At 71.7% G+C, this 24,002-nt stretch carries 19 protein-coding genes, 1 tRNA gene and 1 pseudogene; 9 read left to right on the forward strand and 12 right to left on the reverse strand.

Annotated features, from left to right (window positions below; translation table 11 throughout):
• Positions 1-111 precede the first annotated feature (111 nt).
• On the reverse strand, positions 112-408 hold the full coding sequence (locus tag AB0M93_RS38155) for a WhiB family transcriptional regulator (RefSeq protein WP_364283517.1): 297 nt from the start codon (positions 406-408) through the stop codon (positions 112-114).
• A 344-nt stretch (positions 409-752) separates the two neighbouring features.
• Between AB0M93_RS38155 and AB0M93_RS38160 the strand changes: the two genes are divergently transcribed.
• Positions 753-2,939 carry a transglycosylase domain-containing protein gene (locus tag AB0M93_RS38160; RefSeq protein ID WP_364283520.1) on the forward strand — a complete coding sequence of 729 codons (2,187 nt, stop codon included), beginning with the start codon at positions 753-755 and terminating at the stop codon, positions 2,937-2,939.
• Between the two features lie 46 nt (positions 2,940-2,985).
• Here the strand turns inward: AB0M93_RS38160 and AB0M93_RS38165 are convergent, their stop codons facing one another.
• Positions 2,986-3,474 (reverse strand): hypothetical protein, encoded by a 489-nt coding sequence (locus tag AB0M93_RS38165; RefSeq protein WP_364283523.1) that lies wholly within the window; start codon positions 3,472-3,474, stop codon positions 2,986-2,988.
• A gap of 499 nt (positions 3,475-3,973) precedes the next feature.
• On the opposite strand from AB0M93_RS38165, the gene AB0M93_RS38170 reads away from it, so the two are divergent.
• Together AB0M93_RS38170 and AB0M93_RS38175 are read left to right on the forward strand one after the other, a co-directional pair.
• On the forward strand, positions 3,974-7,831 hold the full coding sequence (locus AB0M93_RS38170) for a hypothetical protein (RefSeq protein WP_364283526.1): 3,858 nt from the start codon (positions 3,974-3,976) through the stop codon (positions 7,829-7,831).
• Between the two features lie 9 nt (positions 7,832-7,840).
• A complete protein-coding gene (locus AB0M93_RS38175; RefSeq protein ID WP_364283529.1) occupies positions 7,841-8,314 on the forward strand; it encodes a hypothetical protein in 474 nt (157 codons plus the stop codon).
• A gap of 115 nt (positions 8,315-8,429) precedes the next feature.
• On the opposite strand, the gene AB0M93_RS38180 is transcribed toward AB0M93_RS38175, so the two are convergent.
• The gene (locus AB0M93_RS38180) at positions 8,430-10,214 is read right to left on the reverse strand and encodes a protein kinase (RefSeq protein WP_364283532.1); all 1,785 of its coding nucleotides are present in this window, start codon (positions 10,212-10,214) and stop codon (positions 8,430-8,432) included.
• Positions 10,215-10,392: 178 nt separating this feature from the next.
• On the opposite strand from AB0M93_RS38180, the gene AB0M93_RS38185 reads away from it, so the two are divergent.
• Together AB0M93_RS38185 and AB0M93_RS38190 are read left to right on the forward strand one after the other, a co-directional pair.
• Positions 10,393-11,373, forward strand: coding sequence for a metallophosphoesterase (locus AB0M93_RS38185; protein WP_364283534.1), 981 nt, complete (start codon positions 10,393-10,395; stop codon positions 11,371-11,373).
• 29 nt (positions 11,374-11,402) lie between these two features.
• Positions 11,403-11,476 (forward strand) — tRNA-Pro (locus tag AB0M93_RS38190).
• Between the two features lie 126 nt (positions 11,477-11,602).
• On the opposite strand, the gene AB0M93_RS38195 is transcribed toward AB0M93_RS38190, so the two are convergent.
• Positions 11,603-12,373 (reverse strand): methyltransferase domain-containing protein, encoded by a 771-nt coding sequence (locus tag AB0M93_RS38195; RefSeq protein ID WP_364283537.1) that lies wholly within the window; start codon positions 12,371-12,373, stop codon positions 11,603-11,605.
• A gap of 39 nt (positions 12,374-12,412) precedes the next feature.
• On the opposite strand from AB0M93_RS38195, the gene AB0M93_RS38200 reads away from it, so the two are divergent.
• On the forward strand, positions 12,413-14,263 hold the full coding sequence (locus AB0M93_RS38200) for a prolyl oligopeptidase family serine peptidase (RefSeq protein WP_364283540.1): 1,851 nt from the start codon (positions 12,413-12,415) through the stop codon (positions 14,261-14,263).
• Between the two features lie 57 nt (positions 14,264-14,320).
• On the opposite strand, the gene AB0M93_RS38205 is transcribed toward AB0M93_RS38200, so the two are convergent.
• Together AB0M93_RS38205 and AB0M93_RS38210 are read right to left on the reverse strand one after the other, a co-directional pair.
• Positions 14,321-14,506 (reverse strand): tautomerase family protein, encoded by a 186-nt coding sequence (locus AB0M93_RS38205; RefSeq protein WP_033261660.1) that lies wholly within the window; start codon positions 14,504-14,506, stop codon positions 14,321-14,323.
• 10 nt (positions 14,507-14,516) lie between these two features.
• The gene (locus tag AB0M93_RS38210; RefSeq protein WP_364283543.1) at positions 14,517-15,143 is read right to left on the reverse strand and encodes a TIGR03085 family metal-binding protein; all 627 of its coding nucleotides are present in this window, start codon (positions 15,141-15,143) and stop codon (positions 14,517-14,519) included.
• 316 nt (positions 15,144-15,459) lie between these two features.
• Here AB0M93_RS38210 and AB0M93_RS38215 point away from each other — a divergent pair.
• Positions 15,460-16,263, forward strand: a pseudogene (locus AB0M93_RS38215) (oxidoreductase); the annotation flags it as partial.
• On the opposite strand, the gene AB0M93_RS38220 reads toward AB0M93_RS38215, so the two are convergent.
• The 4 genes from AB0M93_RS38220 to AB0M93_RS38235 form a co-directional block, all read right to left on the reverse strand.
• Entirely contained in the window at positions 16,260-17,648 is a 1,389-nt protein-coding gene (locus AB0M93_RS38220; protein WP_364283546.1) for a glutamate decarboxylase, read from the reverse strand. The pseudogene AB0M93_RS38215 and the gene AB0M93_RS38220 overlap by 4 nt on opposite strands.
• Positions 17,649-17,722: 74 nt before the next feature.
• Positions 17,723-18,199, reverse strand: coding sequence for a DNA starvation/stationary phase protection protein (locus AB0M93_RS38225; protein ID WP_364283549.1), 477 nt, complete (start codon positions 18,197-18,199; stop codon positions 17,723-17,725).
• 37 nt (positions 18,200-18,236) lie between these two features.
• Positions 18,237-18,659, reverse strand: coding sequence for an organic hydroperoxide resistance protein (locus AB0M93_RS38230; protein ID WP_013230586.1), 423 nt, complete (start codon positions 18,657-18,659; stop codon positions 18,237-18,239).
• A gap of 134 nt (positions 18,660-18,793) precedes the next feature.
• Positions 18,794-19,366, reverse strand: a complete 573-nt coding sequence (locus AB0M93_RS38235) for an NAD(P)H-dependent oxidoreductase (RefSeq protein ID WP_364283552.1) — start codon at positions 19,364-19,366, stop codon at positions 18,794-18,796.
• A gap of 127 nt (positions 19,367-19,493) precedes the next feature.
• On the opposite strand from AB0M93_RS38235, the gene AB0M93_RS38240 reads away from it, so the two are divergent.
• Positions 19,494-20,546, forward strand: a complete 1,053-nt coding sequence (locus AB0M93_RS38240; protein WP_364283555.1) for an alpha/beta hydrolase — start codon at positions 19,494-19,496, stop codon at positions 20,544-20,546.
• Between the two features lie 7 nt (positions 20,547-20,553).
• Here the strand turns inward: AB0M93_RS38240 and AB0M93_RS38245 are convergent, their stop codons facing one another.
• Positions 20,554-21,153, reverse strand: coding sequence for a TetR family transcriptional regulator (locus tag AB0M93_RS38245; RefSeq protein WP_364283558.1), 600 nt, complete (start codon positions 21,151-21,153; stop codon positions 20,554-20,556).
• Positions 21,134-22,660: a DHA2 family efflux MFS transporter permease subunit gene (locus AB0M93_RS38250; RefSeq protein ID WP_364283561.1), complete on the reverse strand. Its 1,527-nt coding sequence runs from the start codon at positions 22,658-22,660 to the stop codon at positions 21,134-21,136. The genes AB0M93_RS38245 and AB0M93_RS38250 overlap by 20 nt, the downstream gene beginning before the upstream one ends.
• 182 nt (positions 22,661-22,842) lie before the next feature.
• Between AB0M93_RS38250 and AB0M93_RS38255 the strand changes: the two genes are divergently transcribed.
• Positions 22,843-23,982 carry an MFS transporter gene (locus tag AB0M93_RS38255; RefSeq protein WP_364283947.1) on the forward strand — a complete coding sequence of 380 codons (1,140 nt, stop codon included), beginning with the start codon at positions 22,843-22,845 and terminating at the stop codon, positions 23,980-23,982.
• Positions 23,983-24,002 lie beyond the last annotated feature (20 nt).

Below are 24,002 nucleotides of genomic sequence, written 5' to 3' on the forward strand. Positions count from 1 at the left end.
CCGGCGGACCCCCGGGGAACGGGGCGCCGGCCCCCCCCCCCCGGCGGGGGGTGTGTGGGGGGCCGGGCCCCCCCCCCCCCCCCCCCCCCCCCCCCCGGCCGCGGCAGGTGCTCAGCCGACCTTGACCCGTTCCTGCGCGTCGCGCTTGGCTGCTTCCAGCAGGTCGGCCCAGCTCTCCACGTCGGGGCGGCGGCGCAGCAGGGCCCGCCGCTCGCGCTCGGTCATGCCACCCCAGACGCCGAAGTTGATCCGGCCGTCGAGCGCTTCGGCGAGGCATTCGGTCCGGACCGGGCAGCCCATGCAGACCGCTTTGGCCCGGTTCTGCTCCGCACCCCGGACGAACAGGCCGTCCGGATCGGCGTCCCGGCAGGACGCGTTGATTCGCCAGCTCGACTGGTTGGTTTCCATGCCCCCAGCTCCCTACCCTGGTGATCGACGCACCAGCGGGGAAAGGCACTGCGCGCCCTGCCCCCGCGAGCGTGTCTCCCTCTGCTCACGTCGGTTACCCGGGCACCTCCCCGGTGCCGGCGCCGCCGAACGGAGCAGGCGAGCTCCCACTCGCGTTGATCCATCCGTCGGCTTGTCTTCGTGAGACGTTGACGGACTGTAGGGGCCTTCGGTTCCCCCCGCCAAGACCCAGAATGCCTTCCGTTACCAGTTGTCACCGAAGGGGGGCCGTTTTGTCACGGATCCCACACCTCCGGGGACACGGCGTCACCGGCGCCCGGCTCACTCCGGGTAGCCTGGCCCTCGTGCGAAAAGCGGATGGTTTGTTCAAGCTCATCGGCCTCTGTCTGCTCGCGGGGGTACTCGTCGCCGGCATGCTCTTCCCCGTCGTGGGTGCGGCCGGTGTGATGTCCAACCAGGCCAGCGAGACGGTGGAGAAGACTTCCTCCGACCTCGCCGACATCCCGCCCCCGCTGGTGACGACGGTCACCGACAGCGCCGGGGCGCCGATCGCGACCCTCTACGACCAGTACCGGCTGCCGATCACCGAGAACCAGATCAACGAGGCCATGAAGTGGGCCCTGGTCTCGGTCGAGGACAAGCGGTTCTACGAGCACCACGGCGTCGACTGGCAGGGCACGCTGCGCGCGGCCGTCAGCAACAGCACCGGCGCCGACACCCAGGGCGCCTCGACGCTGACCCAGCAGCTCACCAAGAACTACCTGATCAACGTCGTCTACCGGACCGACCCGATCGGCCAGAAGAAGGCCCAGGAGCAGTCGATCTCGCGGAAGCTGAAGGAAGCGCGCATCGCGATCCAGCTCGAGACGAAGCTGACCAAGCAGCAGATCCTGGCCAACTACCTCAACATCGTCGAGTTCTCCCGCCAGATCTTCGGGATCGGCGCGGCGGCGCACGCGTACTTCGACACGACGCCGGAGAAGCTCACGGTGCCGCAGGCCGCGCTGCTGGCGGGTCTGGTGAACAACCCGATCAACAACGACCCGTGGAAGCACCCGGACAAGGCCACCCAGCGCCGCAACCTGGTCCTCGACCGGATGGTGGACAACAAGAAGCTGGCGAAGGCCGACGCGGACCGCTTCAAGGCCGAACCACTGGGCGTGGTCCCGGACACCCCGAAGAAACCCCCGGCCAACTGCATCGGCGCGGGCCCGGAGGCCGGGTTCTTCTGCCAGTACGTCGAGGACTACCTGCTCAAGGCCAGCGGGATGACGAAGGACCAGCTCTACACCGGCGGCTACACGATCAAAAGCACCCTGGACGAGCGCGCGAACCACGAGGCGAAGGTCTCGGCGGAGGCGCAGGTCAACAAGACTCAGCCGTACATCGCGAACACGTTGTCGCTGATCAAACCGGGCAAGGACCGCCACGAAGTGGTGGCGCTGGCGGCGAACCGCGACTACGGGCAGAACCAGGACGCGGGCCAGACGACGTACACCCTGCCCGCAGGCGTGTACAACACGGGCGGCGCGGGGTCGACGTTCAAGATCTTCACCACCGCCGCGGCGATGGACAAGGGGATCGCCGGGATCTACTCGCCGATCGACATCCCCGACAAGTACACCTCGCACGTCTTCACCACCGGGCCCGGCGGGTGCGGCGGGCCGACCGGCAAACCGAGAACGTTCTGGTACTGCGTCGGCAACGCCGGCGACTACAGCAGGCTGGCGAGTGGCGCGAACATCCAGACCGCGCTGGCGACGTCGCCGAACACCGCGTTCGTCGAACTCGAAGACCGGATCGGCAGCACCGGCCCCGCCGTGGACATGGCGCACCGCCTCGGCCTGCGCGAGACGATGGCCAGCAGCGCGGCGGGCCGCACACCCGATCCGAACGCGACCAAGGCCGAGCTGCGGGACACCCAGACGAAGTATTACGGCCCCCAGGGCAACAGCCCGGGCCTCGGCTCGTTCACCCTCGGCGTGAGCCCGGTCAGCGGGCTCGAGATGGGCAATGTGGCCGCCACCATCCTGTCGGGTGGCGTCTGGTGCCCGCCGACGCCGATCGCCGGGGTGACCGACCGCAACGGGAAGCCGGTGCCGATCAAGGAAGCCCCCTGTGAGCAGGCGGTGCCGGAAGGGCTGGCGAACACGCTCGCAGTCGGCATGAGCAAGGACGACCAGCCCGGCGGCGGCACGTCGTTCCAGGCGGCGTCCGCGGCGGGGTGGACGCGTCCGCTGATCGGCAAGACCGGAACCACGCAGTCGAACGTCTCGGCGGCGTTCGTGGGCGGTACCCCGCAGATCGCCGGCGCGGCCATGACGTTCAAGTTCGGCGGCGGCCAAGGCGGTATCTGCGACGCCGGTCCGGGCCGGGTCAGCCTGTGTCCAGGCGGCCGCGACGGCAACATCTTCGGTGGGCACGCTCCGGCCAGGACCTGGTTCGGTGCGGTGTCGAAGATCCTGGACGGGCAGCCTGAAGCGCCGCTGCCGCCGCCGGATCCGCAGTACATGGGCGGCCCCGGCCGCTGAGCGCAGGGGCCCCGCGGAATCCGCGGGGCCCCTGGTTTTTGCCGGCTCAGTACCAGTCGGTGAGGTACATCGTGCCGTGCGCCATGGCCCCGGCGCGAAACCGCCAAGCCGTACTGGGATTCGTCACCATCGCCGCCGAGGTGATGCTCGCCCGGCCCTTGGGGTTGCCGAACGGCCCGCACTGGATCCAGGTGTGGCCGCCATCCCTCGTCCAGTCCATCCAGACCGAGTCGAAGGCGACGTACGGCGGCCCGCTGCCGTTGGTGCCATCCGCCCACAGGACGGCGAAGCCCCGCGTTTTACCCGCGATGGTCGCGAACTCGAGATCGAGGCGCTCCTCGGCGTTCCCGATGGTGATGGTCGAATTCCAGGCGGCCGAGTAGCCGTCCTGGTTGTCGGGGATGTCGACGAACCCGTTCCGCCCACCAGTGCAGTCACTGGTGCTCGCGGACGCCGTCCCCACCGGGACGACCAAGGCCGCCACCGCGGCCAGCGCGGCGGCCAGCGCCGCCGTTTTTCCGGAAATGATCCGCATCAAAGCCTCGATTCACCGGGAACAACCGTTGACGGGAGTCGAAAATGAACCGACGGCTCGATGACCGGCGCCCATTCCGGGCTGCCGGCTCCTCCTCCCGAACGGAGCATAACCGCGGCTGCCGAGATGATCTCAATCCGCCGTTCGAGTGATGCCAGACTTCCACGAAGCCTCGGCCGAGCCGGTTGACCAGTCACTCGGTCGGCCCTTGATCATGGCAATCTTCACCTGTTAGCGTCACACGCTGCAGCGATGCCATTCAGGCCGCCGCGGTCACCAACCCTGGGGAGGGGGTGAACGGTTCTGCCGCGCCTTCGGCCACGAGCCGCACACACGTTCGGTTCCACATCGCGCCCACCTTTTTCCGTCGAGCGCTGAATTCCCTCATTTCCGCCGGTTCGCTCCGGTTTCCGCGGCGTTCCGGCATTTCAGCGACCGCGTTCGACCCATCTTTCCGTGATGGCCGCTGCCGTCACGATTCCAGGAAGGCAACGCGCCCATGCGCAAAGTCCGAAGACACCGTTCGCCACGGTGGCAGCCCCTCGCGGCGGCCGTCACCCTGCTCTCCGCCCTCGCCACCGGGCAGAGCACCGCGTCCGCCGCGTCCGCTCCACCACCCGCCGACCCAGCCCCCACCTCGGCGGTTCCGCCCGCCCAGCGCGCCGGCGTGCTCGGTTCCGGCTGGGCCGCCTCCGCCGACCGCGCGGTGACCACCGTGGGCGACACCTCCGGGCTCCACGTCCTCGTCGCCGACGCCAAGGACGGCTACGCCTGGCGCACCGCGGCGACGCTCACCGAGCCCGGCGCCGAAACCAGCCAGTGGATCGGGCAGGAGTGCGTAACCGGCTCGGGCCGGTTCGCCGCCGTCGTCTACGCACCACGTGAGGCAGTGAACCGCGAGGAGCGCTTCCACGCCGGCGGGCTCGCCGCCGTCGTCGACCTCGGCACCGGTGCCGTGCGCAAACTGCCGTTCGCGGTGAACCTCGCCTACTACAACCCGGGTTGCGGCGCGGGTGACCAGGTCGTGTTCACCCGCAACCTCACCGCCGGCGACACGTACGAGTCGCGGCTGGTGACCGTCGACGCCCCCACCGCGCAGGTGGTGCGTCAGGTCGACGCGCGCGGGCAGGTCACCTCCGCGGTGCCCTTCGGCGACGGCGTGCTGGCCGCCGCGGTGGACGGCCTCGCCGCCGTCGGCTCCGACGGCAAGCTCCGGCACGTCGCCGACACCGCCGGCACACCGTTCCGGCTGAGCGCGGACAAGGACGGTGGCGTCGGCTATGAAGTCCGCACGAAGGCCGGCACCGAACTCCACCGCTACACCCCGGCCGGCGACACGAAGATCACCGTGGCGCCGCTGGATTCCGTGCGGTTGAGCCAGGTCGCGGGCCACGTCGTCGTGCAGGGCCCGGCCGCGGCCCGGCTCGCCACACCGCTGCCCGCCGGCTGGCAGGCCGCCGACGTCCCGGCCGGTGCGAGCCTGTCGACCACCGGTGCCCTGGCCGTGCTGTCCGCCACGAACGTCGACGGCGCACCGGACCAGCCCGGTGACGCGTCGCCGGTCAAGATCGAGGCCCGGGTGCTGAAAACCGGTGCGCAGCCGAAGTTTTCCGTGCACCCCGACGCGCTGCAGCCGTCGGCCGGACGCGCGGCCTCGCCCGCGATCGGCGCGCCGGCCGGCACCGGCCTGCGGGCCGCCGTCGACCCGTCGACCACCACGATCGACCCCGACCGCGGGTGCGCGGTGCCCCGCAACGACCCGAAGATCCAGTCGCTGCAGGCCACGCCCGAGATGGCCGAGTGGGCGGCCGACCTCGCGGTGAAGGGGCAGCTGAACGTCCAGCGCCCGGCCGGCTGGAACGGCTCGACGCTGCCCGCCTACACCCCGCAGGGCCTGTTCCCGTTGCACGCGCTCACCGGTGGCGGGCAGGTGCCCGCCCAGGTGCTGCTCGGCGTGATGGCCCAGGAATCGAACATGTGGCAGTCCGGGATGAACACCGTCGACGGCGAAAGCGGCAACTTCAACCAGGGCGGCTTCTACGGCAAGGGCGTCGGCGTCGACAGCGTGGACTTCGGCCACGTCGACTGCGGTTACGGCGCGACCCAGGTGACCACCGGTATGAAGGTCAGCGAAGGCACCTCGGTGTACACGCCGACGCAGCAGGTCGCGCTGACCGTCGACTACGCGGCCAACATCGCCGCCGGGCTCAACATCCTGATCGACAAGTGGAACCAGATGAAGCAGGTCGGCATCACCGTCAACAACGGCGATCCCGCCAAGATCGAGAACTGGTGGTACGCGCTCTGGGCGTACAACAGCGGCTGGCACGCAGTGGGCGAGGTGGCCGGTGTCTACGGCCTCGGCTGGGCCAACAACGTGGCCAACGAGGACTTCCCGCCCGACCGCAACGGTTTCCTCGACGCGAGCTACGACGACGCGAAGACGCCCGGCCACTGGGCCTACCCCGAACGCGTGCTCGGCTGGGCGAAGCACCCGCTGGTGCGGCTGGACTGGAAGGCGGGCACGTACGGCACCGCCTACCAGCCCGCGCTGTGGCCCAACGCCGGCACCCCGCAGCGGCCGCCGCTGGGCACGTTCTGCACCGCGGCGGTGTCCTGTGACATGAGCCAGATCCACAAGCCGTCGCAGTACCCGAACGATTCCGGCAGCCACTGCCTGCGCGACGACCTGCGCTGCTGGTGGCACGCCTCGGCGAGCTGGACGAACTGCCCGACCGGATGCGGCGGCGAGAACCCGCGCTACACGCCGGGCACCGCCGAACCGGCGCTGGCCGCGTCGAAGGTGCTCTACCGGCCCGATTGCGGCGGGGCGGCGGAACTCCCGGCCGGCTCGCTGATCATTGACGACGTCCCCGGCGACGTCACGACCTACCGCGGCTGCAACAAGGACTGGACCAACCACGGTTCGCTGACGTTCAAGTTCGCCGCCGACAACCAGGGCCACTACCCGTCGAAGATCGACTTCCACCAGGTCGACGGCGGTTTCGGCGGGCACATGTGGAGCGCACACGCGTGGACGGACACCCCGGCCAACGCGAAACACAAGGTGACCGGGACGTGGACGCTGGACCAGCAGCTCAACGGCTGGGCGCGCGTGCTGGTGTACATCCCGGACCACCGCGCCCGGACACCCCAGGCGTTCTACACGGTCAACGGCTCCGATTCGACCTCGCCGAGCCGATCGGTCGTGGAAGGCAACTACCTCGACGACGGGCGCAACCCGGCTCCCGGCCACTGGGAATCCCTGGGCGCGTTCAACTTCCACGGCACCCCGAGCGTGTCGCTCGACAACTTCACGCACCGCGCAGTCGACACCCAGTGGGCTGAGGACGTACGGGACGTGCCGTGGGACGCCCTGGCCTTCCAGCCGCTGCCCGGCAAGCCCGCCAACCAGGTCGTCGCCCTCGGTGACTCCTACGCCTCGGGCGAGGGCGCGAGCGGCGACCCGGTGAACGGTGCGTGGAGCTACTACCGCAGCAGCGACCACGACGGCCGGGACGAACACGGCGACGACCACACCATGCGCGACGCCTGCCACCGCGCGCCCGGCGCGTGGGCGCGCCAAACCTTCCTGCCGGACAACTCCAGCCGCACGATCGGGTCCCGCGTGGATTCGTTCGATCCGACGCTGAGCTACCACATGTCCGCCTGCGCCGGCGCGACGACGCGGAACCTGCTCCCCGGCGGGTCCGGGCAGTACCAGGAGGGACAGCAGCCCGACCAGGGCTATCTGGACCAGTACACGACCCTGGTGACGTTCTCCGCGGGCGGCAACGACGCGCGGTTCACACCGATCTTCAACCAGTGCGTGCTGTCGGTGACGGTCTGCCAGAACCAGGTGTTCGGCGACGACGGGGAACCGCTTTCGTCGGCCGAGCCGAAGAAGATCGACCAGATCGGCCCGGCCCTGCAGGCGGTTCTTACGTCTCTCCGGGATCCGGCGCGGGCCCCGAACGCGAAGATCCTCGTGATGGGCTACCCGATTCTGCTGGAGCTCGACGGCGAGTGCATTCCCGGGATCGGTACCGAGGAGGGACCCTGGATCAACGAGATGAACAACCGCCTCGACGACGTGCTGCGCACCGCGGTGACCAACGCGAAAGCGACGGGAATCCCGGTTACGTGGGCTGATCCGCGGGCGGCGTTCGCCGGCCGGGCGGCGTGCGGCGAGGACCGGGCCGGCGCACCGAGCGGCTCGGAGCTGATCCACCGGGTCGTGCTGACGCTCACCCGGGGCGACGCCGCGAACGCCGTTTCCCAGCAGAGCCTGCACCCGACGGTACAAGGTTCGCAGGTCTACGCGCAGGTCGCTACCGCGGCGATCGCGGGGATGTAGCCTCGGGAGATGGGCTTGCGGGCGGGACTGGCCGGGCTGTGCGGGGCGATCGCGGTGGCGACGTGCGGCACGGCCTGCGCCGGTCCCGCCGACGAGCTCCGGCCGAAGGCGGTCGCCGGGGCGCGGGCCGCGGCCGCGGACGCGCTGCGGCAGCTGCAGGCCGCTGCGCCGCCCATGCGGGCGTCGGTCGAACGGGCGATCGCGGACGTCGTGCCGAACGAGAACCGGGTCGGTGGCACCGTGCTGCTGGGCCGCGAGCTGTCCGCCGACGGCCGGTACACGGCCCGGTACGCGTTCGTCTCCCTGGTCGGCGGCGGGTATCAGGGCCAGTACGAACAGATCGCCGTGCGGCTGTGCGTCTCGTACACCGGTGACCTGGACCGGCCCGGCGCGGTGACGATGGCCGACCTCGCCTGCCCCGCCGGCCTGCCCGGCCCCGACAACGGCGTCCCGGTCGACCGGGAAATCAAGCTGACGGACTGAGTCTTCGCGCGGTGGTACGCGCCCCGGATCTTCGGGTACCGCGGGGGCGGCGATTACACCAAAGTCGCCGTGCGGCTCTCCGGCTGAACGCCGCGCTCGGCGAACGCTCCGGTGGTCAGCCGCCGGACATCGTGGACAGGATCTGCTCGTTCCACCAGTAGTAGAGCTGGTCCAGTTCGTCGGCGTTGGTCACCTTCTCCGACTTCAGCAGGCCGGCCGTCAGGTTCTGCCCATCCGTCCACACGAGAATCGCCGGGTCGCCGAGGTAGCACGTCAGGAAATCGCCCGGCAGCGGATTGCGTGTCTCGGCGCGGTAGTACGTGCCCCAGATGTTCGGTGCCTTCAACGGACGGCACGCGCCTTGGGCGTCGTTGCGGGTCAGGCCCTTCGCTTTGACGATGGTCTGGAAGAACGCGTCCATCGAGCCCGCGTCCGGGAACCGCATGAAGCGTGCGCCGGTGGGCTGGTTCAGGATGACGTTGCCGGACCTGACGTCACCGACGTTCGAGTCCACGCACTGCACCGCCGCGACCGCGCCGGCGTCCGGTTCGGCGTCGGCGCAGGTGGCGTTTCCCTTGTACGCCGGCGGAAGCGCGTCCGACAGCTTGGTGTCGTGCGGCGGCTTCGATTCCGCGGTGGGCTTCGACTCCGAAGTGGCCGAAGTGGACGGTGGTTCGGTCGGCGGGGTCTGTGTGTCCGGTGTGGAGCTTCGGGCGTCGGCCGTGGGGGTCGACGGTCCCGGGCCGCCCGTCTGCACCGCGTGGTCCCGCGTCACGACGTAGGTGATCACCAACGCCACCACGACGACTCCCGCCAGCGCGGCGCACAGCGCGATCCACCGGTTCCGCTGCGACTTCGGAGGGCGGCCCGGCTGGGCGATCGGCGGCGGTCCGGAGAACGGGCCCGGGAGCGGCGCGGAGAACGGTCCCGTCGGCGGACCCGGGTGCGGTGCGGAGAACGGGCCCGTCGGCGGGCCCGGGTGCGGGGCCGTCGGGACCGGCATCGGACGCGGCGGGGTCATCGGCGCCGGAGCGGCGTTCGGCACCAGGCGCGGCAACGTCTTCTGCCACGTCGGGATCGGCGGCGCCGACGCGGTCAATGCCGCGCGGACGGCGTCGGCGAACGCCCCCGCGGTCGGGTACCGGTCGGCCGGGTTCTTCGCCATCCCGCGGGCCACCACGGCGTCCAAGGCCGGCGGCAGGCCCGGCCGCGCCCGGGAGAGCACCGGCGGCGGCGCGGTCAGGTGCGCGCCCATCTGCGCGGCCGCGCCCTCGGCCGGGAACGGGCGGCGGCCGGTCAGGCACTCGAAGAACATGCACGCCAGCGCGTAGACGTCGACCAGCCCGGTGATCGGGGCGTCGCCGAAGCGTTCCGGCGCCATGTAGTCGAGGGTGCCGATCACGTTGCCGGTGCCGGTGATCGACGTCCCTTCGGCGGTCATCGAGCGGGCGATGCCGAAGTCCACCAGGTACACGAAGTCGGCGCTCGTGACGAGCACGTTGGACGGCTTGACGTCCCGGTGCACCAGGCCGTCGGCGTGGGCCGCGTCGAGCGCGCCGGCGACCTGCGCCACGATTCCCGCCGCCCGCGCGGGCTCGAGCGGGCCGTCCGCCAGCAGCTCCTTGAGGTCGCGGCCTTCGACGAGCCGCATGTCGAGGTAGAGGCGGCCGTCGATCTCGCCGTAGGCGTGGATCGGGATCACGTGCGGTTCACGCAGCCGCGCGACGATCTGCGACTCGCGGCGGAACCGCGCGCGGAAGGCTTCGTCGGCGACGAACGGGTCGGACAACAGCTTCAGCGCGACGACCCGGTCGTGCGCCGTGTCGTAGGCGCGGTGGACCTCGCCCATGCCACCGCGGCCGAGCACGCCCTCGATCCGGTACGGCCCGAACTGCTCCATCGTTCTCCCCAAGCCCCCCGGCTCAAGACGCTGTGACAACCGGGGCTTCGCCCCGGCCGGGGGCTCCGCCACCCGGACCCCCGAAAGACACTTCATCGGGCCGACGCAGATGCTAAGCGCGAGGTTCCCCGGAACGGCGGCGAAGTCACCCAACCGTTGAGCACGTATCCTGGACTTCGTGAGCACGCTCAGTAACACACGCACGTCGGGGGCGACGGCGAAGCGCGTCGCCGCGGGGACGCTGGCGCTCGGCGCCGCGACCCTGGGTTACGCCGTCGGCATCGAACGGCGCCGCTGGACTCTCCGCACCGCCGAACTGCCGGTCCTGGCGCCGGGCTCCCGGCCCTTCACGATCCTGCACGTCTCGGACCTGCACATGCTGCCCGGCCACCAGAGCAAGCAGCGCTGGGTCGCCGCGCTCGACGAGCTGAACCCGGACCTCGTGGTCAACACCGGCGACAACCTGTCGCACCGGACGGCCGTCCCGTCGGTGCTGCGGGCGCTGGGGCCGCTGCTGGACCGGCCCGGGGTGTTCGTCTTCGGCAGCAACGACTACTACGCGCCCAAGCCGAAGAACCCGGCCCGCTACCTGATGCCGCGCGGCAAGAAGAAGCGCATCCACGGCGTCCAGCTGCCGTGGCGCGACCTGCGCGCGGCGTTCGTCGAGCACGGCTGGACGGACCTGACGCACGTCCGCCGCACGATCGACGTCGGCGGCCGGCGCGTCTTCGCGGCCGGTGTCGACGACCCGCACCTGCGCCGCGACCGGTACGCCGACATCGCGGGCCCGGCCGACAGCGGCGCGGCGGTCCGCATCGGCGTGACGCACTCGCCGGAGCCCCGGGTGCTCGACACGTTCGCCACGGACGGTTACGACCTGGTCCTCGCGGGCCACACCCACGGCGGCCAGCTCCGGCTCCCGGGTTACGGCGCCATCGTCACCAACTGTGACCTGGATCGCAGTCGGGCGCGGGGGGCGTCGCGGTGGGGGGCGCACATGTGGCTGCACGTATCGGCCGGGCTGGGGACGTCGCCGTGGGCGCCGGCCCGGTTCGCGTGCCCGCCGGAGGCGAGCCTGTTGACGCTGGTCCCGCGCGGGTCAGGCTCGTCGGAGCCGCGTAAGTCGGCCCCCCGAAAAGCCCGAGACACCGTCCGCTAGACTTCTCCACGACCCGTTAAGCAGTACCTCGGGGTGTGGCGCAGCTTGGTAGCGTGCCTCGTTCGGGTCGAGGAGGTCGTGGGTTCGAATCCCGCCACCCCGACGAGAGCGCCGAGAGGGCCGGTGTGTTGGCGGAAAACGCCAACCACGCTGGCCCTCTCGGTGTTTTTTGGGGTCGAACCCCAAACCCCGCCGGGCGGCTTCGCCCCCGGACCCCCGCGCGTCCCGGCTATCGCGTCGCCGTCACCTCGACCCAGCACTGGCTGAAGTCGCCGTCGCCGCTGCGGACCCACGTCAGAGCCGAGCGGGCCGCGCTCGCCAGCTGGTCGCGGTCGCGGCCGAACTTCGGGTCCGCCACCGCTTCGCCGAGCCGGGATTCCACGTACTTCGCCAGGCCGCGGTACGTCATGTCCTCGCGGTAGCGGGCGCGCGAGGCGATGTCGGTGAAGCCCGCCGACGCGCAGTGGTCCGCGATCGTGCGGCCCGCGAACGGGTCGCCGCCCGCGCGGCGGCGCAGCAGGTAGTGCCCGCGCAGGGCCGCGTCGACGTTCGCCGTCTTCGGGCGCAGGCGGGCCTTGCTCCAGTCCGATGTGGACAACGCCAGCCTGCCGCCCGGTCGCAGCACCCGGTGCAGCTCCGCCAGCGCGTCCCGCGGGGCGGCCAGGTGCTCGAACAGGGCGTGCGAAAACGCCACGTCCACGCTGCCGTCGGCGAACGGCAGGTCGTACGCCGACGCCACCACGAAGTCCACTGTGGACCGTCCGGCGCGGCGGGCCGCCGCGCGGGCGCGCTCCACCTGGCCCGCGTCGCGGTCGACGCCCGTCACCCGGGACTCCGCGGCCAGGCCCAGCGTGATCGAGCCCGGGCCGCAGCCCAGGTCGACCACCCACATCCCCGGCCGGAACAGGGGCTGGGCGAACGTCGCGCGCTCGGCAGCCGTGCGCGCGGACATCATCGACACCGCGTCTCGCCCGTAGCCCGGCGCGTAACCCTCCAGCACCCCGCACACAGTACGGCCAGAAGGTGGCAGGATCGAGGGGTGAGCACGCAGTCAGCCAACCAATATCCGCCCGCGGTGGTCCCGGACCGGCTGTTCGACGACGCCGAAGCCGAAGCCCGCTGGCGCGCCCGCTTCCACGCCCCGCGCATCTCCACACCCGAGTGGGCCCGCGACGCCCCGGAAGCCAACGTCTACGCCTCCAACGCCAGCGGCGTCTGGGAGGTCTACGCCTGGAACCGCGCGACGGACGAACACCGCCGCGTCACCGACCGGCCCAACGGCACCCTGCACGCCACGCCGTCCCCGGACGGCCAGTGGATCTGGTGGTTCGACGACACCGACGGCGACGAGTTCGGCTCCTGGGTGCGCGAGCCGTTCGCCGCGACCGAGGGCAGCAAGCCGGAGAAGGCCGTCCCGGACGTCCACGACGGCTACCAGGCCGGGCTCGAGATCGGCGCGAAGATCGTCGCGGTCGGCGTCTCGACCGACGACGGCAGCGAGCTGTTCGCCCGGATCGGCGGCGAGACGCGCCGCTTCTACAGCCACCCGGACGACGCCGGCATCGCCTCCCTCTCCCGCGACGAGAGCCTGATCGCGATCTCGCACTCCGAGCACGGCGATTCGCGCCACCCCGCGCTGCGGGTGCTCGCGACCGACGGGTTCGAGGCCGTCGCCGAAAAGTGGGACGGCGAGGGCAACGGCCTCACCGCGCTCGAATTCTCGCCGCTGCCCGGCGACCAGCGGCTGCTGGTGCTGCACGAGCGGCGCGGCCGCGAGGAGCTGCTGGTCTGGGACGTCCGGGCGGACACCGAGACCGAGATCGAGCTGGACCTGCCCGGCGAGGTCGTCGCGGGCTGGTACCCGGACGCGCGCGCCCTGCTCGTCGTCCACTTCCACGAGGGCCGCAGTTCGCTGTACCGCTACGACCTCGACTCGGCCGAATTGTCCTCTGTGGACACTCCGGCCGGCCGGATCGGCGGGGCGGGCGTCCGCCCCGACGGCACGGTCGAGTACTCGTGGTCCAGTGCCGCCGAGCCGGCCGCGGTGCGCGCGCGGACCACCGACGGCACCGACTCGATCCTGCTCGAGCCGCCGGGCGAGCGGGCGCCGGGTTCCGAGCCGGTGACCGACGCGTTCGTCGAAGGCGTCGGCGGCCGGATCCACGCGCTGGTCTCGCGGCCGTCGGGCGCGCCGGAGGGGCCGCTGCCGACGGTGTTCTCCCTGCACGGCGGCCCGCACGCGGCGGACGAGGACCGCTTCTCCGCCTACCGCGCGACCTGGCTGGACGCCGGGTTCGCCGTGGTCGAGGTCAACTACCGCGGCTCGACCGGCTACGGCTCGGCCTGGCGCGACGCCATCGAGGGCCGTCCCGGCCTGACCGAGCTGGAGGACGTCGCCGCGGTCCACGACTGGGCCGTCCAAACCGGACTCAGCGACCCGGCGAAGTGCGTCGTGAACGGCGCTTCGTGGGGCGGCTACCTGTCCCTGCTCGCGCTCGGCACGCAGCCGTCGCGGTGGGCGGCGGGCGTCGCCGGGGTGCCGGTGGCGGACTACGTCGCCGCGTACGAGGACGAGATGGAGCAGCTGCGCTCGTTCGACCGCGGGATCTTCGGCGGCTCGCCGGAGGACGTGCCCGCGGTGTACCGGGAGTGCTCGCCGATCACCTACGTCGACGCCGTCACCGCGCCGGTGCTCGTGCTGGCCGGCGACAACGACCCGCGCTGCCCGATCCGCCAGATCGAGAACTACCTCGACCGGCTCGGCCACCGCGACCTGCACCACGAGTTCTACCGCTACGACGCGGGCCACGGTTCGCTGGTGATCGCCGAGACGATCAAGCAGACCGCGATCGAGGTCCACTTCGCCCTGCGGGCCCTCGGCCTGCGCTGACGCACCCGGCACTTTCACGTGAAAAGCCACAGGGGCACTTTCACGTGAAAGTGCCGCTCAGCGTTCGGAGTACAGGACGCCGCCGCTGGCCCAGTGGTCGGCACCGACCTCGACGAGCGTCACCTGGACGCCCTCGGGCTTGCCGCCGCAGGTGCGGACGAAGGCGTCGGTCAGTTCGCGGACCAGGGCGCTCTTCTGGGCCGGGGTGCGGCCGGGGAACATGGCAACGCTGATCATCGGCATGGGGCGAAGCCTAGAGCCCCCGCTTCACCGACTGCAGCCGGCCGATCGCGGCCGCGTCGCCCTCGAAGTCCAGGTGAACGGCGTCCCGGCCGAAGACGAACAGCAGCAGGTCCACCGGCTCGCCGACGATGGTCACCGGATCGGGTCCGGTCTTGACGGCGGCCTCGCGGCCGTCCTTCGTGCGCAGCGTCACGCCGACGGGCGACTTGCGGAGGTTCAGCTTCGCCGCCTGCGCCGCCGACCGCCAGGCGGCGGCGTCCCGGGTGGGGTCCGCGGGCCGCGGCTCCCAGCCGTCCTGCGCACGCCGGACGTCCTCGTGGTGGACGAGGAATTCGGCGGTGTTGGTGAGCTCGTCGAGCGGCCCGATCGCGGTCGGCCAGAACTTCGACGGCCCCCGCCGAACCTGCTCGACCAGCTGCGCCCAGGGTTTCGCGGCGTACCGGTCCTGGACCTTCTGCGTGTACCCGGCGAGCGCGGGCACGAGGATGCCGGGCGCGGCGTCCGCCCGGTGCTCGCGCACGACGAGGTGGGCGGCGAGATCCCGCGTGGTCCAGCCCTCGCACAACGTCGGCGCGTCCGGCCCGAGGTCTTCGAAGAGGGCGCTCAGCGCCCGGCGTTCGTCAGCAGCGACACCCATGTGGTCGACGTTACCCGCCGGTACCCGCCGTGGCGACGGGAAGAGACCGCGGGCACGTGCCACAGCTCGCGCTGCGCCGCAACCGCCTGTCCACAGGTTCCAGGCTGGTCGCCGTTTTCCGCGGAGTTGTCCCCAGATTGCCGACGTGGCCGTTTTCGCCCGCCAGCGCCGATAGACTGGAACAGGGGACGCCCCCCAGGGAAGGGCGGGGGCCGCTCTGGGGCCGGCCGGGTCTGGTGCACCCCGTCCGCGGTGGAAGGCGATCAGCTTGCGGGGCAACGGCAGCTGAAATCAGGCCGTTGAGCGGAAGAGCGTCGAATTCGTGCACGGGCAGGGCACGGCGATCGGCATGCAGCTGGGCCACGCCGGCCGCAAGGGCTCGACGCGGCGGCCGTGGGAAGGCACCGGCAGCGTCCCGGAACAGGAGGGCGGCTGGCCGAGCGTCGGAGCCGACGCGCAGCCGTTCGGCACCTACGCTCCGGCGCGACCGCTGACCACCGACGAGGTCAGCGCGCTCCCCGGGACCTTCGCCGAAGCGGCCCGGCGAGCGGTCGGCGCCGGGTTCGACGCGCTCGAGCTGCACTTCGCCCACGGCTACCTGGTGCACCAGTTCCTCTCGCCGCTGTCCAACTCCCGCACCGACCGCTACGGCGGCGACTTCGACGGCCGCAGCCGCCTCGCGCTGGAGATCGCGGACGCCGTCCGCGCCGAGGTGAGCGTGCCGCTGTTCGCCCGGCTCTCCTCGACGGACTGGACCGACGGCGGCTGGACCGTCGACGACTCCGTCCGGCTCGCGAAGCTCCTGGCCGAGCGCGGGATCGACCTCATCGACGCGTCGTCGGGCGGCAACACCCCGCACCCGCAGATCCCCGTCGGCCCCGGCTACCAGGTGCCGTTCGCCGAACGCATCCGCACCGAGGCCGGCCTCCCGACCGGCGCGGTCGGCATGATCACCGACCCGCAGCAGGCCGAGGACATCGTCGCCGGCGAGCAAGCCGACGTGGTGTTCCTCGCCCGCGCGCTGCTGCGCGACCCGCACTGGCCGCTGCGCGCGGCGAACACCCTCGGCGCGGACGTGCCCTGGCCCGACCAGTACGCCCGCGCCAAGTCCTGGCACTAGTGGTGGAACGCGGTCGCCTTCGCCGGGTCCTTCGGGCGGCCGCCGAGCTGCTCCAGCTCCGGGAGCACCCGGGCCAGGTCCGCCAGCAGCAGATCCGCCAGGTCGTGCGTGAAGCCGTTGCGGACCACGATCCGCAGCACCGCCAGGTCCGTCCGGTTCTCCGGGAACGCGTACGCCGGCACCAGCCAGCCCCGCTCGCGCAGCCGGCGGGACACGTCGAAGACGTCGAAGCCCGCGTCCTCGCGGGTCGTGAACGCGAACACCGGCAGCTGGTCGCCGCGCGTCAGCAAGGAGAACGGCCCCAGCGCGGCGATCCCGGAAGACAGGTGCATGGCGACGTCGCGTGAGGCCTGCTGCACCGCCTGGAAGCCGGAGCGACCCAGCCGGACGAACGTGTAGTACTGGGCCGCGACCTCGGCTCCCGGGCGGGAGAAGTTCAGCGCGAATGTCGGCATGTCGCCACCCAGGTAGTTCACGTTGAACACCAGCTCGGCCGGCAGCGCCGCCTTGTCGCGCCAGATCACCCAGCCGACGCCCGGGTACACCAGCCCGTACTTGTGGCCCGACGTGTTGATCGACGCCACGCGCGGGAGCCGGAAGTCCCACTCCAGGTCCGGGTCCAGGAACGGGGCGATCATCGCGCCCGAAGCGCCGTCGACGTGCACCGGGATGTCCCAGCCGGTGCGTTCCTGCAGGGCGTCCAGGGCCGCCGTGATCTCCGCGACCGGCTCGTAGCTGCCGTCGAACGTCGAGCCGAGGATCGCCACCACGCCGATCGTGTTCTCGTCGCACCGCGCGACGGCCTCCGAAGCCGTCAGGTGGTAGCGGTCGCCCTCCATCGGGACCAGCCGCGGCTCGACCTCCCAGTACTCGCAGAACTTCTCCCAGCACACCTGGACGTTCGCGCCCATCACCAGGTTCGGCCTGCCGCTGCGCCCCAGGCGGGCCCAGCGCCGCTTCAGCGCCATCCCGGCGAGCATGCAGGCTTCCGACGACCCCGTCGTCGAGCAGCCCATGATGTCCGCGGGATCGGGCGCGTGCCACAGGTCGGCGAGGATGTTGACGCAGCGCCGCTCGAGCTCGGCCGTCTGCGGGTACTCGTCCTTGTCGATCATGTTCTTGTCGACGCACTCGGCCATCAGCTCCCGCGCCTGCGGCTCCATCCACGTCGTGACGAAGGTGGCGAGGTTGAGCCGCGCGTTGCCGTCGAGCATCAGCTCGTCGCGCACGAGCTGCAGCGCCGTGTCCGGCGGCAGCGAGTCTTCGCGGAGCTTGTCGTGCGGCATGACGAAGCCCGCGGCGAGCGCCGGGTTCGCGCCGGCGTAGAGCGGGTTAGTCCCGGCCGTGCGGTCCGGGCGGTCGGCGTTCCCCTGATGCAAGACCATGCCACCGAACGTACTGGGCGCACGCGCGCGAAAGGGGCCGCTCCGTCCGGAACGGCCCCTTTGGGTGGGAAAAATCAGGCCTGCTGCGCCTGCCACATCCAGTGCGCCTCTTCCAGCGCCCGGGTGATCTCGATCAGCAGGTCCTGCGTGACGAGGTCGCTCTTGTCGGTCTCGTCGATGCGCTGGCGCAGCCGCTCGATGAGCGCCGCGAGGATGTCGACGATCGCGGCGACCGTGGACTCGACCGACTGCCAGTTGTCGGGGTAGTCCGGCACGCCCGAGCTCTCGACGACGGTCTTCGCCTTGCCGTTCGGCGAGATGCCGATGGCGTTGGCGCGCTCGGCCACCTCGTCGACGTACTGGCGCGCGGTGTTCACGAGCTCGTCGAGCTGCAGGTGCGCGCTGCGGAAGTTCGAGCCGACGACGTTCCAATGCGCCTGCTTCGCGATGAGGGACAGGTCGACCAAGTCGACCAGCGTCGCCTGCAAGGCGTTGCCGGTGATCTCCTTGTCGGCCTCGGAAAGCGGGCTCTTGATCGGAGACTTGCTCATCTGGTGATCCTTTCCTCGTGCGGACGTGGACGGGGGGTCAGACGGTGGCGGAGAGTGCGACCTCGATGTTGCCGCGGGTCGCGTTGGAGTAGGGGCACACCTGGTGGGCCTGCTCGACCAGCTGATCGGCCTGGGCCTGGTCGAGACCCGGCAGCGAGACGTTCAGCGCGACGCCGAGGCCGAACCCGACCTCCTGCTTGAGCACGCTGACCTCCGCCGTCACCGTCGAGCCGTTCAGCGGCACCTTCGCCTGGCGGGCGACCAGCTGCAGCGCGCTGTGGAAGCAGGCCGAGTAGCCGGCGGCGAAGAGCTGCTCGGGGTTGGTCTTGTCCCCACCGGGGCCGCCCATCTCCTTGGGGATGGCCAGCGACTCGTCGATCACGCCGTCGGACGACGTCACTTCGCCGTTCCGCCCGTCGCCGCGCGCCGTCGCCACCGCCGTGTAGATCGCCTGACCCATGCTCAGCCTGCCTTCTGTCGCGGACGCTCCACAGCGAGCGTCTCACCCGGCACAACATCCCGCAGCCGCGGAACAGTGCCGCCACATGGCAGGCATCACGTGAATCGGCTACCCGGGCACCGCTGGGCAAAACGTCATGCGGTGCGCGTCACCGCGAATTCGGCGACCTGCCGCCCGATCAGGCGAAGGGTGCGGATGCTCTTCTGGTCCGACGCGCCGCCGCCTTCGTCGAACTTGGTCTCGGCCGAGTTGATCGAGCCGCCCAGCGGGGTGGCCCAGCCGCGCAGCGCGTGCGTGATCGTGCGGAGCTGCTCGAGCGTGGTCACCGCGGCCTGCCAGCCGTACGCGACGGCGGCGAGGCCGACCGCGCGGCCGTCCAGGTACGGACGGCGGTCTTCGCGCAGGTCTTCGACGTAGTCCAGGGCGTTCTTGACCAGGCCGGACAGCGCGCCGTGGTACCCGGGCGAGACGACGATGAGCCCGTCCGCCTCCCGGATGGCCTCGATGAGCCGGGTGGCACGCTCGTCGCGGTCGGGGACGCCGGCGTCGTAGAACGGCAGCACGAGGTCCGGGCCGGTGAGCAGCCTGGTCCGGACGCCCGCTTCCGCGGCGCCGTCGAGCGCGATCTGCAGCGCGCGTTCGGACTGGGAGCCCTCACGCAGCGAACCGCCGATCCCGAGCACGTTGATCGTCCTGGCTGAGGTCACGGTTTCCAGGCTAGCCCCTCCAGTTAACTGGAGGACCAGACTCTGGGACCGAGGTGCCGGTCACAGCTGGACCTGTTACCTACCGGCAAGTAACCTCCGGGGCAGCCCCGACGCTGATGGAGGAACCATGGCGATCCCGCTCCCGGTCCGTGCCCAGGCGGCCGCGTCGCAGCTCGCGTTCTGGCTGCCCACGCCGGTGCGGCGGGCGGTCGCGGGCCGCCCGGTCCGCATCGACGGCCAGGACCTCGCCCTCGACGCCCAGTTGCTGCTCCGGCTGCAGAAAATCGCCCGCGCGGAGCTGGTGCGCGGCTCGGTGGAGCAGTCGCGCGCGCTGCTCGACGCGGGTCGGCACCTGGTCAGCGGCCGGCCGATCGAGCCGGTCTCGGTGCGGGAGATCGCCGTTCCGACGCCGGACGGGGATTTGCCGGCGACGCTCTACACGCCGGTGGGGCTGCCCGAGAAGTCGCCGCTGCTGGTGTTCTTCCACGGTGGCGGCTGGGTGATCGGGACCCGCTCGAGCCACGACAACGCCGTCCGGTTCCTGGCCAAGCACGCCGGGGTGCGGGTGCTGTCGATCGAGTACCGGCTGGCGCCGGAGTTCCCGTTCCCGGCGGCGACGGAAGACGCGCTGGCGGCGTTCGAATACGCGGTGGCGAAGGCGGGCGACCTGGGCGCCGACCCGGCGCGGATCGCCGTCGGCGGCGACAGCGCGGGCGGCAACCTCGCCGCCGTGACCGCGCAGCAGGCCGTGCGCCGCGGCGGCCCGGTCCCGGCCTTCCAGCTGCTGATCTACCCGGCGACGGACTTCGCGCGGCGCTACCGCTCGCAGGACCTGTTCGCCGAGGACCTGTTCCTGACCGACGTGCACATGAAGTGGTTCGAAGGCCACTACGTGCCCGAGGGCACCGACCTGACCGACCCCCGGCTTTCGCCGCTGCACGCGGAAGACCTGAGCGGCCTGCCGCCCGCACTGGTCGTCACGGCGGGATTCGACCCGTTGCGCGACGAAGGCGAAGCGTACGCGGAGAAGCTCGCCGACGCGGGAGTCGAGGTCGCGCTCCGCCGCCACGACGACCTGATCCACGGGTTCATCAACTTCACCGGCGTCGGCACGCGCTTCCGCGAAGCACTGGCCGAGACGGCGGGCGCCCTGCGGCAGGGACTGTCCAAAGTGCACTGACGGTCGGCTACAGCGGGAGTCCCGCTTCCAGATGGGCGACGGCCCGGTCCACGACCACCAACGGGTCGGCATCCGGATCCGCCGCCGCACCCACGAACGCCGCCATCACCACGCCGACCAGCGCGCCGGCCCAGTTGCGGGTCTCGAAGTCGTCCGCCTGCCTGCCCGTGCGGCGGGCGGCGTAGGCGGCCAGCAGGTCGATGCCCTCGGCGAACTTGTCCAGCACCGCCGTGCGCAGCTCCGGCTCGCGGAACACCAGCATCTGCCGCTGCCGCTCGTCCTCCCACGCGTCGGCGGGGATCTGCTCGCGGATGAAGTCCATGGTCGCCCGCAGCGCGTCGATCGGGCTCAGCTCGGGCGGCTGCGCGAGCGCCGCCTCGATGAGCACCGGGTCGAACGGGTCGTAGAGCACCGTGGCCTCCTTCGTCGGGAAGTACCGGAAGAAGGTGCTCGGCGAAATCTCCGCCGCGGCCGCGATCTGGTCCACCGTCGTCGCGCTGTAGCCCTGTTCGTGGAACAGCCGCAACGCGTGCCGCTGGATCGCGGCGCGCGTCCTGGCCTTCTTGCGTTCCCGCAGCCCCGTGGGCTCAGATGGCGACGACGTCATGCTCCGATTCTGGCGGCAGCGCCCCCGCCGCCGCCCGGCCGGGCAGGAACACCAGCGCGAGCAGCGCCCCGGCGACGCCGAGGCCGGCGCACACCCACAGCGTCGCCGCCATGCCGTCGGTGAACGCGGCCCGCGCCGAGTCGGCCAGCGCGGGCCGGTGGAGCTGCCCCGCCACGGCGACGGCGGCGGAGGCGCTGCCGCGCGCCGCGTCGGCGACCGGCGCGGGCAGGCCACCGACGTCGACGCCGTCGCGGTAGCCGCTGTTCAGCACCGTGCCCAGCACCGCGACGCCGATCGTGCCGCCGACCTGGCGCAACGCCTGGATCAGCGCCGAGCCGGCGCCCGAGCGGCCCTCGGTGAGCGCGCCCATCGCCATCGTCATCAACGGCGGCAGCGTCGAGCCCGTGCCGAGGCCGATGACGATCTCCCAGCCCACGGTGGCGCCGTAGCCGTCCGACGGCGACGTCGCCGAACCCCAGGCGAGCCCGGCCGCGAGCAGCGCGAACCCGGCCGCGACGACCACGCGCACGCCCAGGACGGCGACCAGCCGCTCGGCGAGCTTCGCCGACACCAGCATCCCGCCGATCAGCGGCAGCAGCCGCACGCCGGTCTGCAGCGCGTCGGCCCCCTGCACCGCCTGGAACAGCTGCGGCAGCACGAACAGCAGGCCCATCAGCGCGAACGACGCCACCGTGGCCAGCACCGCGCCCCAGACGAACCGCGGCTCGCGGAACAACGCGAGGTCGGTCAGCGGCGCGGCGACCCGCGGCTGCGTCCAGCAGAACGCCGCCACGAGCGCGACGCCGAGCGCGATCAGGCCGTACGTCACCGGGTCGGTCCAGCCGTGCTCGCCGGCGTGGACGAAACCGTAGGTGAGGGCGACCAGCCCGGCCGTCGAGAGCCCGATGCCGGTGAAGTCGATCGCGCCGCGCCCGGAACCCCGCGTGAGCGGCACCAGGAACAGCACCGCGACCACGCCGACCGCCGTCAGCGGGACGTTGATGAGGAACACCGAGCCCCACGCGAAGTGGTCGAGCAGCCAGCCGCCGAGCAGCGGCCCGAGCGGGATGCCGACGAACATCGCCATCACCCACGTCGTCAGCGCCTTCGCCCGCTCCTCCGGCGGGAACAGGATGTTCAGCAGCGAGAGCGAGAGCGGGATGAGGAACGCGGCGCCGACGCCGAGCAGGACCCGGGCGGCGATCAGCTCGCCGGGCGAACCGGCGTAGGCGCACCACAGCGACGCCAGCCCGAACACCACGAGCGCGCCGAGCATCAGCTCCTTCGGGCCGAAGCGGTCGCCGAACAGGCCGGCCGGCAGCAGCAGCGCGGCCAGCGAGAGCGTGTAGGCGTTGCCGAACCACTGCAGCTGCGTGGTCGTGGCGCCGAGGTCGACCGCCAGGGTCGGCATGGCCACGTTGAGCACGGTCAGGTCGAGCCCGATGGTCAGCAGGCTCACCGCGAGCGCACCGAGCGCCCACCACCTGCGCGGGTAAGTCTTCGTCATAGCGACCCCCAATTGATAGTGACTACCAAGTGAGGGTAACTCTCATAATTCTCCGGCGCCAGGGCCCGACCGCGGAAATATGTTGCACGCGCGTACCACCCTGGGTTCTCATCGGAGGCGTGCCGCTGCAGCCCTACCGCCGGGTGCTCTCCGTCCCCCGCGTCCCCTCGACGATGGCCCTGATGTTCCTGGCGCGTCTCCCGATGACCATGAACGGCGTGCTCATGACGCTGTACATCGTCACCGGGCTCGGCCGCGGCTACGGCGCCGCCGGCCTGGTCGGCGGCAGCGTCACCCTCGGGATGGCGCTCGGCGCGCCGCTGCTGGGCCGCTGCTTCGACCGGTACGGGCTGCGGCCGGTGGTCGCGGTCTGCGGGATCGGCACGACGGTGTTCTGGGTCGCCGCGCCGCACCTGCCGTTCGTGGCGCTCGCCGTCGTCGCGCTCCCGGCCGGGATGCTGTCGGTGCCGGCGGGCTCGCTGGCCCGGCAGGTCTTGGCCACGCTCGTGCCGCCCGAGGAGCGCCGCGCGGCGTACTCGCTCGACACGATCTCGATCGAAGTGACCTTCATGATCGGTCCCGCGGCGGGCATCGCGGCCATCACGGCCTTCTCGCCGACGTGGACGCTCACCGCGCTCGGCCTGCTGTTCGGCGGCACGGCGTTCCTCATCTGGCTGGTCGACCCGCCGATCCGCGAAGGGGCGGCCGAGCCGGCCGCGCGGGGCACCCGGCCGCCGCTGCGGAGCTGGCTGACCGGCCGGCTCGTGGCGACGCTGCTGATCGCGGGCGGCACGCTGTTCGTGCTCGTCGGCACCGAGCTGGCGACACTGGCGGCCCTGCGCGCGAACGGCGAGCTCGGCGTGACGGGGCTGGTCATCGCGGTGATGTGCGCGGCATCGATCCTCGGCGGCGTCGTGCACGGCGCGGTGAAGCGGTCGCTGCCGCAGGGCGTGCTGATGCTGCTGCTCGCGCTGCTGGTGATCCCGGTCGGCCTGGCGGACCACCCCTGGTGGCTGCTGATGCTGGTGCTGATCCCGACGAACCTGCTGTGCGCGCCGACCCTGGCGGCGACGACCGAGACGGTCAGCCGGATCGCCCCGCCGCAGGTCCGCGGCGAGGCGATGGGCCTGCAGGACGCGTTCACCCGCCTCGGCCTGGCGGCGGGCAGCCCGGTGGTCGGCTTCGCGATCGACCACTCGACCCCGGCGTGGGGCTTCGCGGCGGCGGGCCTCGGCGGCCTGGTGATCGCCTCGGCCGGCTTCCTCTGGCGCCGCTCCCCGGCACCGGCCCCCACCCCGGCACTCGCCGAAAGCCGCACCTAGCGAGCCTGCCGCGGCGGTCG

The organism is Amycolatopsis sp. NPDC051102, from assembly GCF_040682815.1.
Taxonomy (GTDB): Bacteria; Actinomycetota; Actinomycetes; order Mycobacteriales; family Pseudonocardiaceae; genus Amycolatopsis.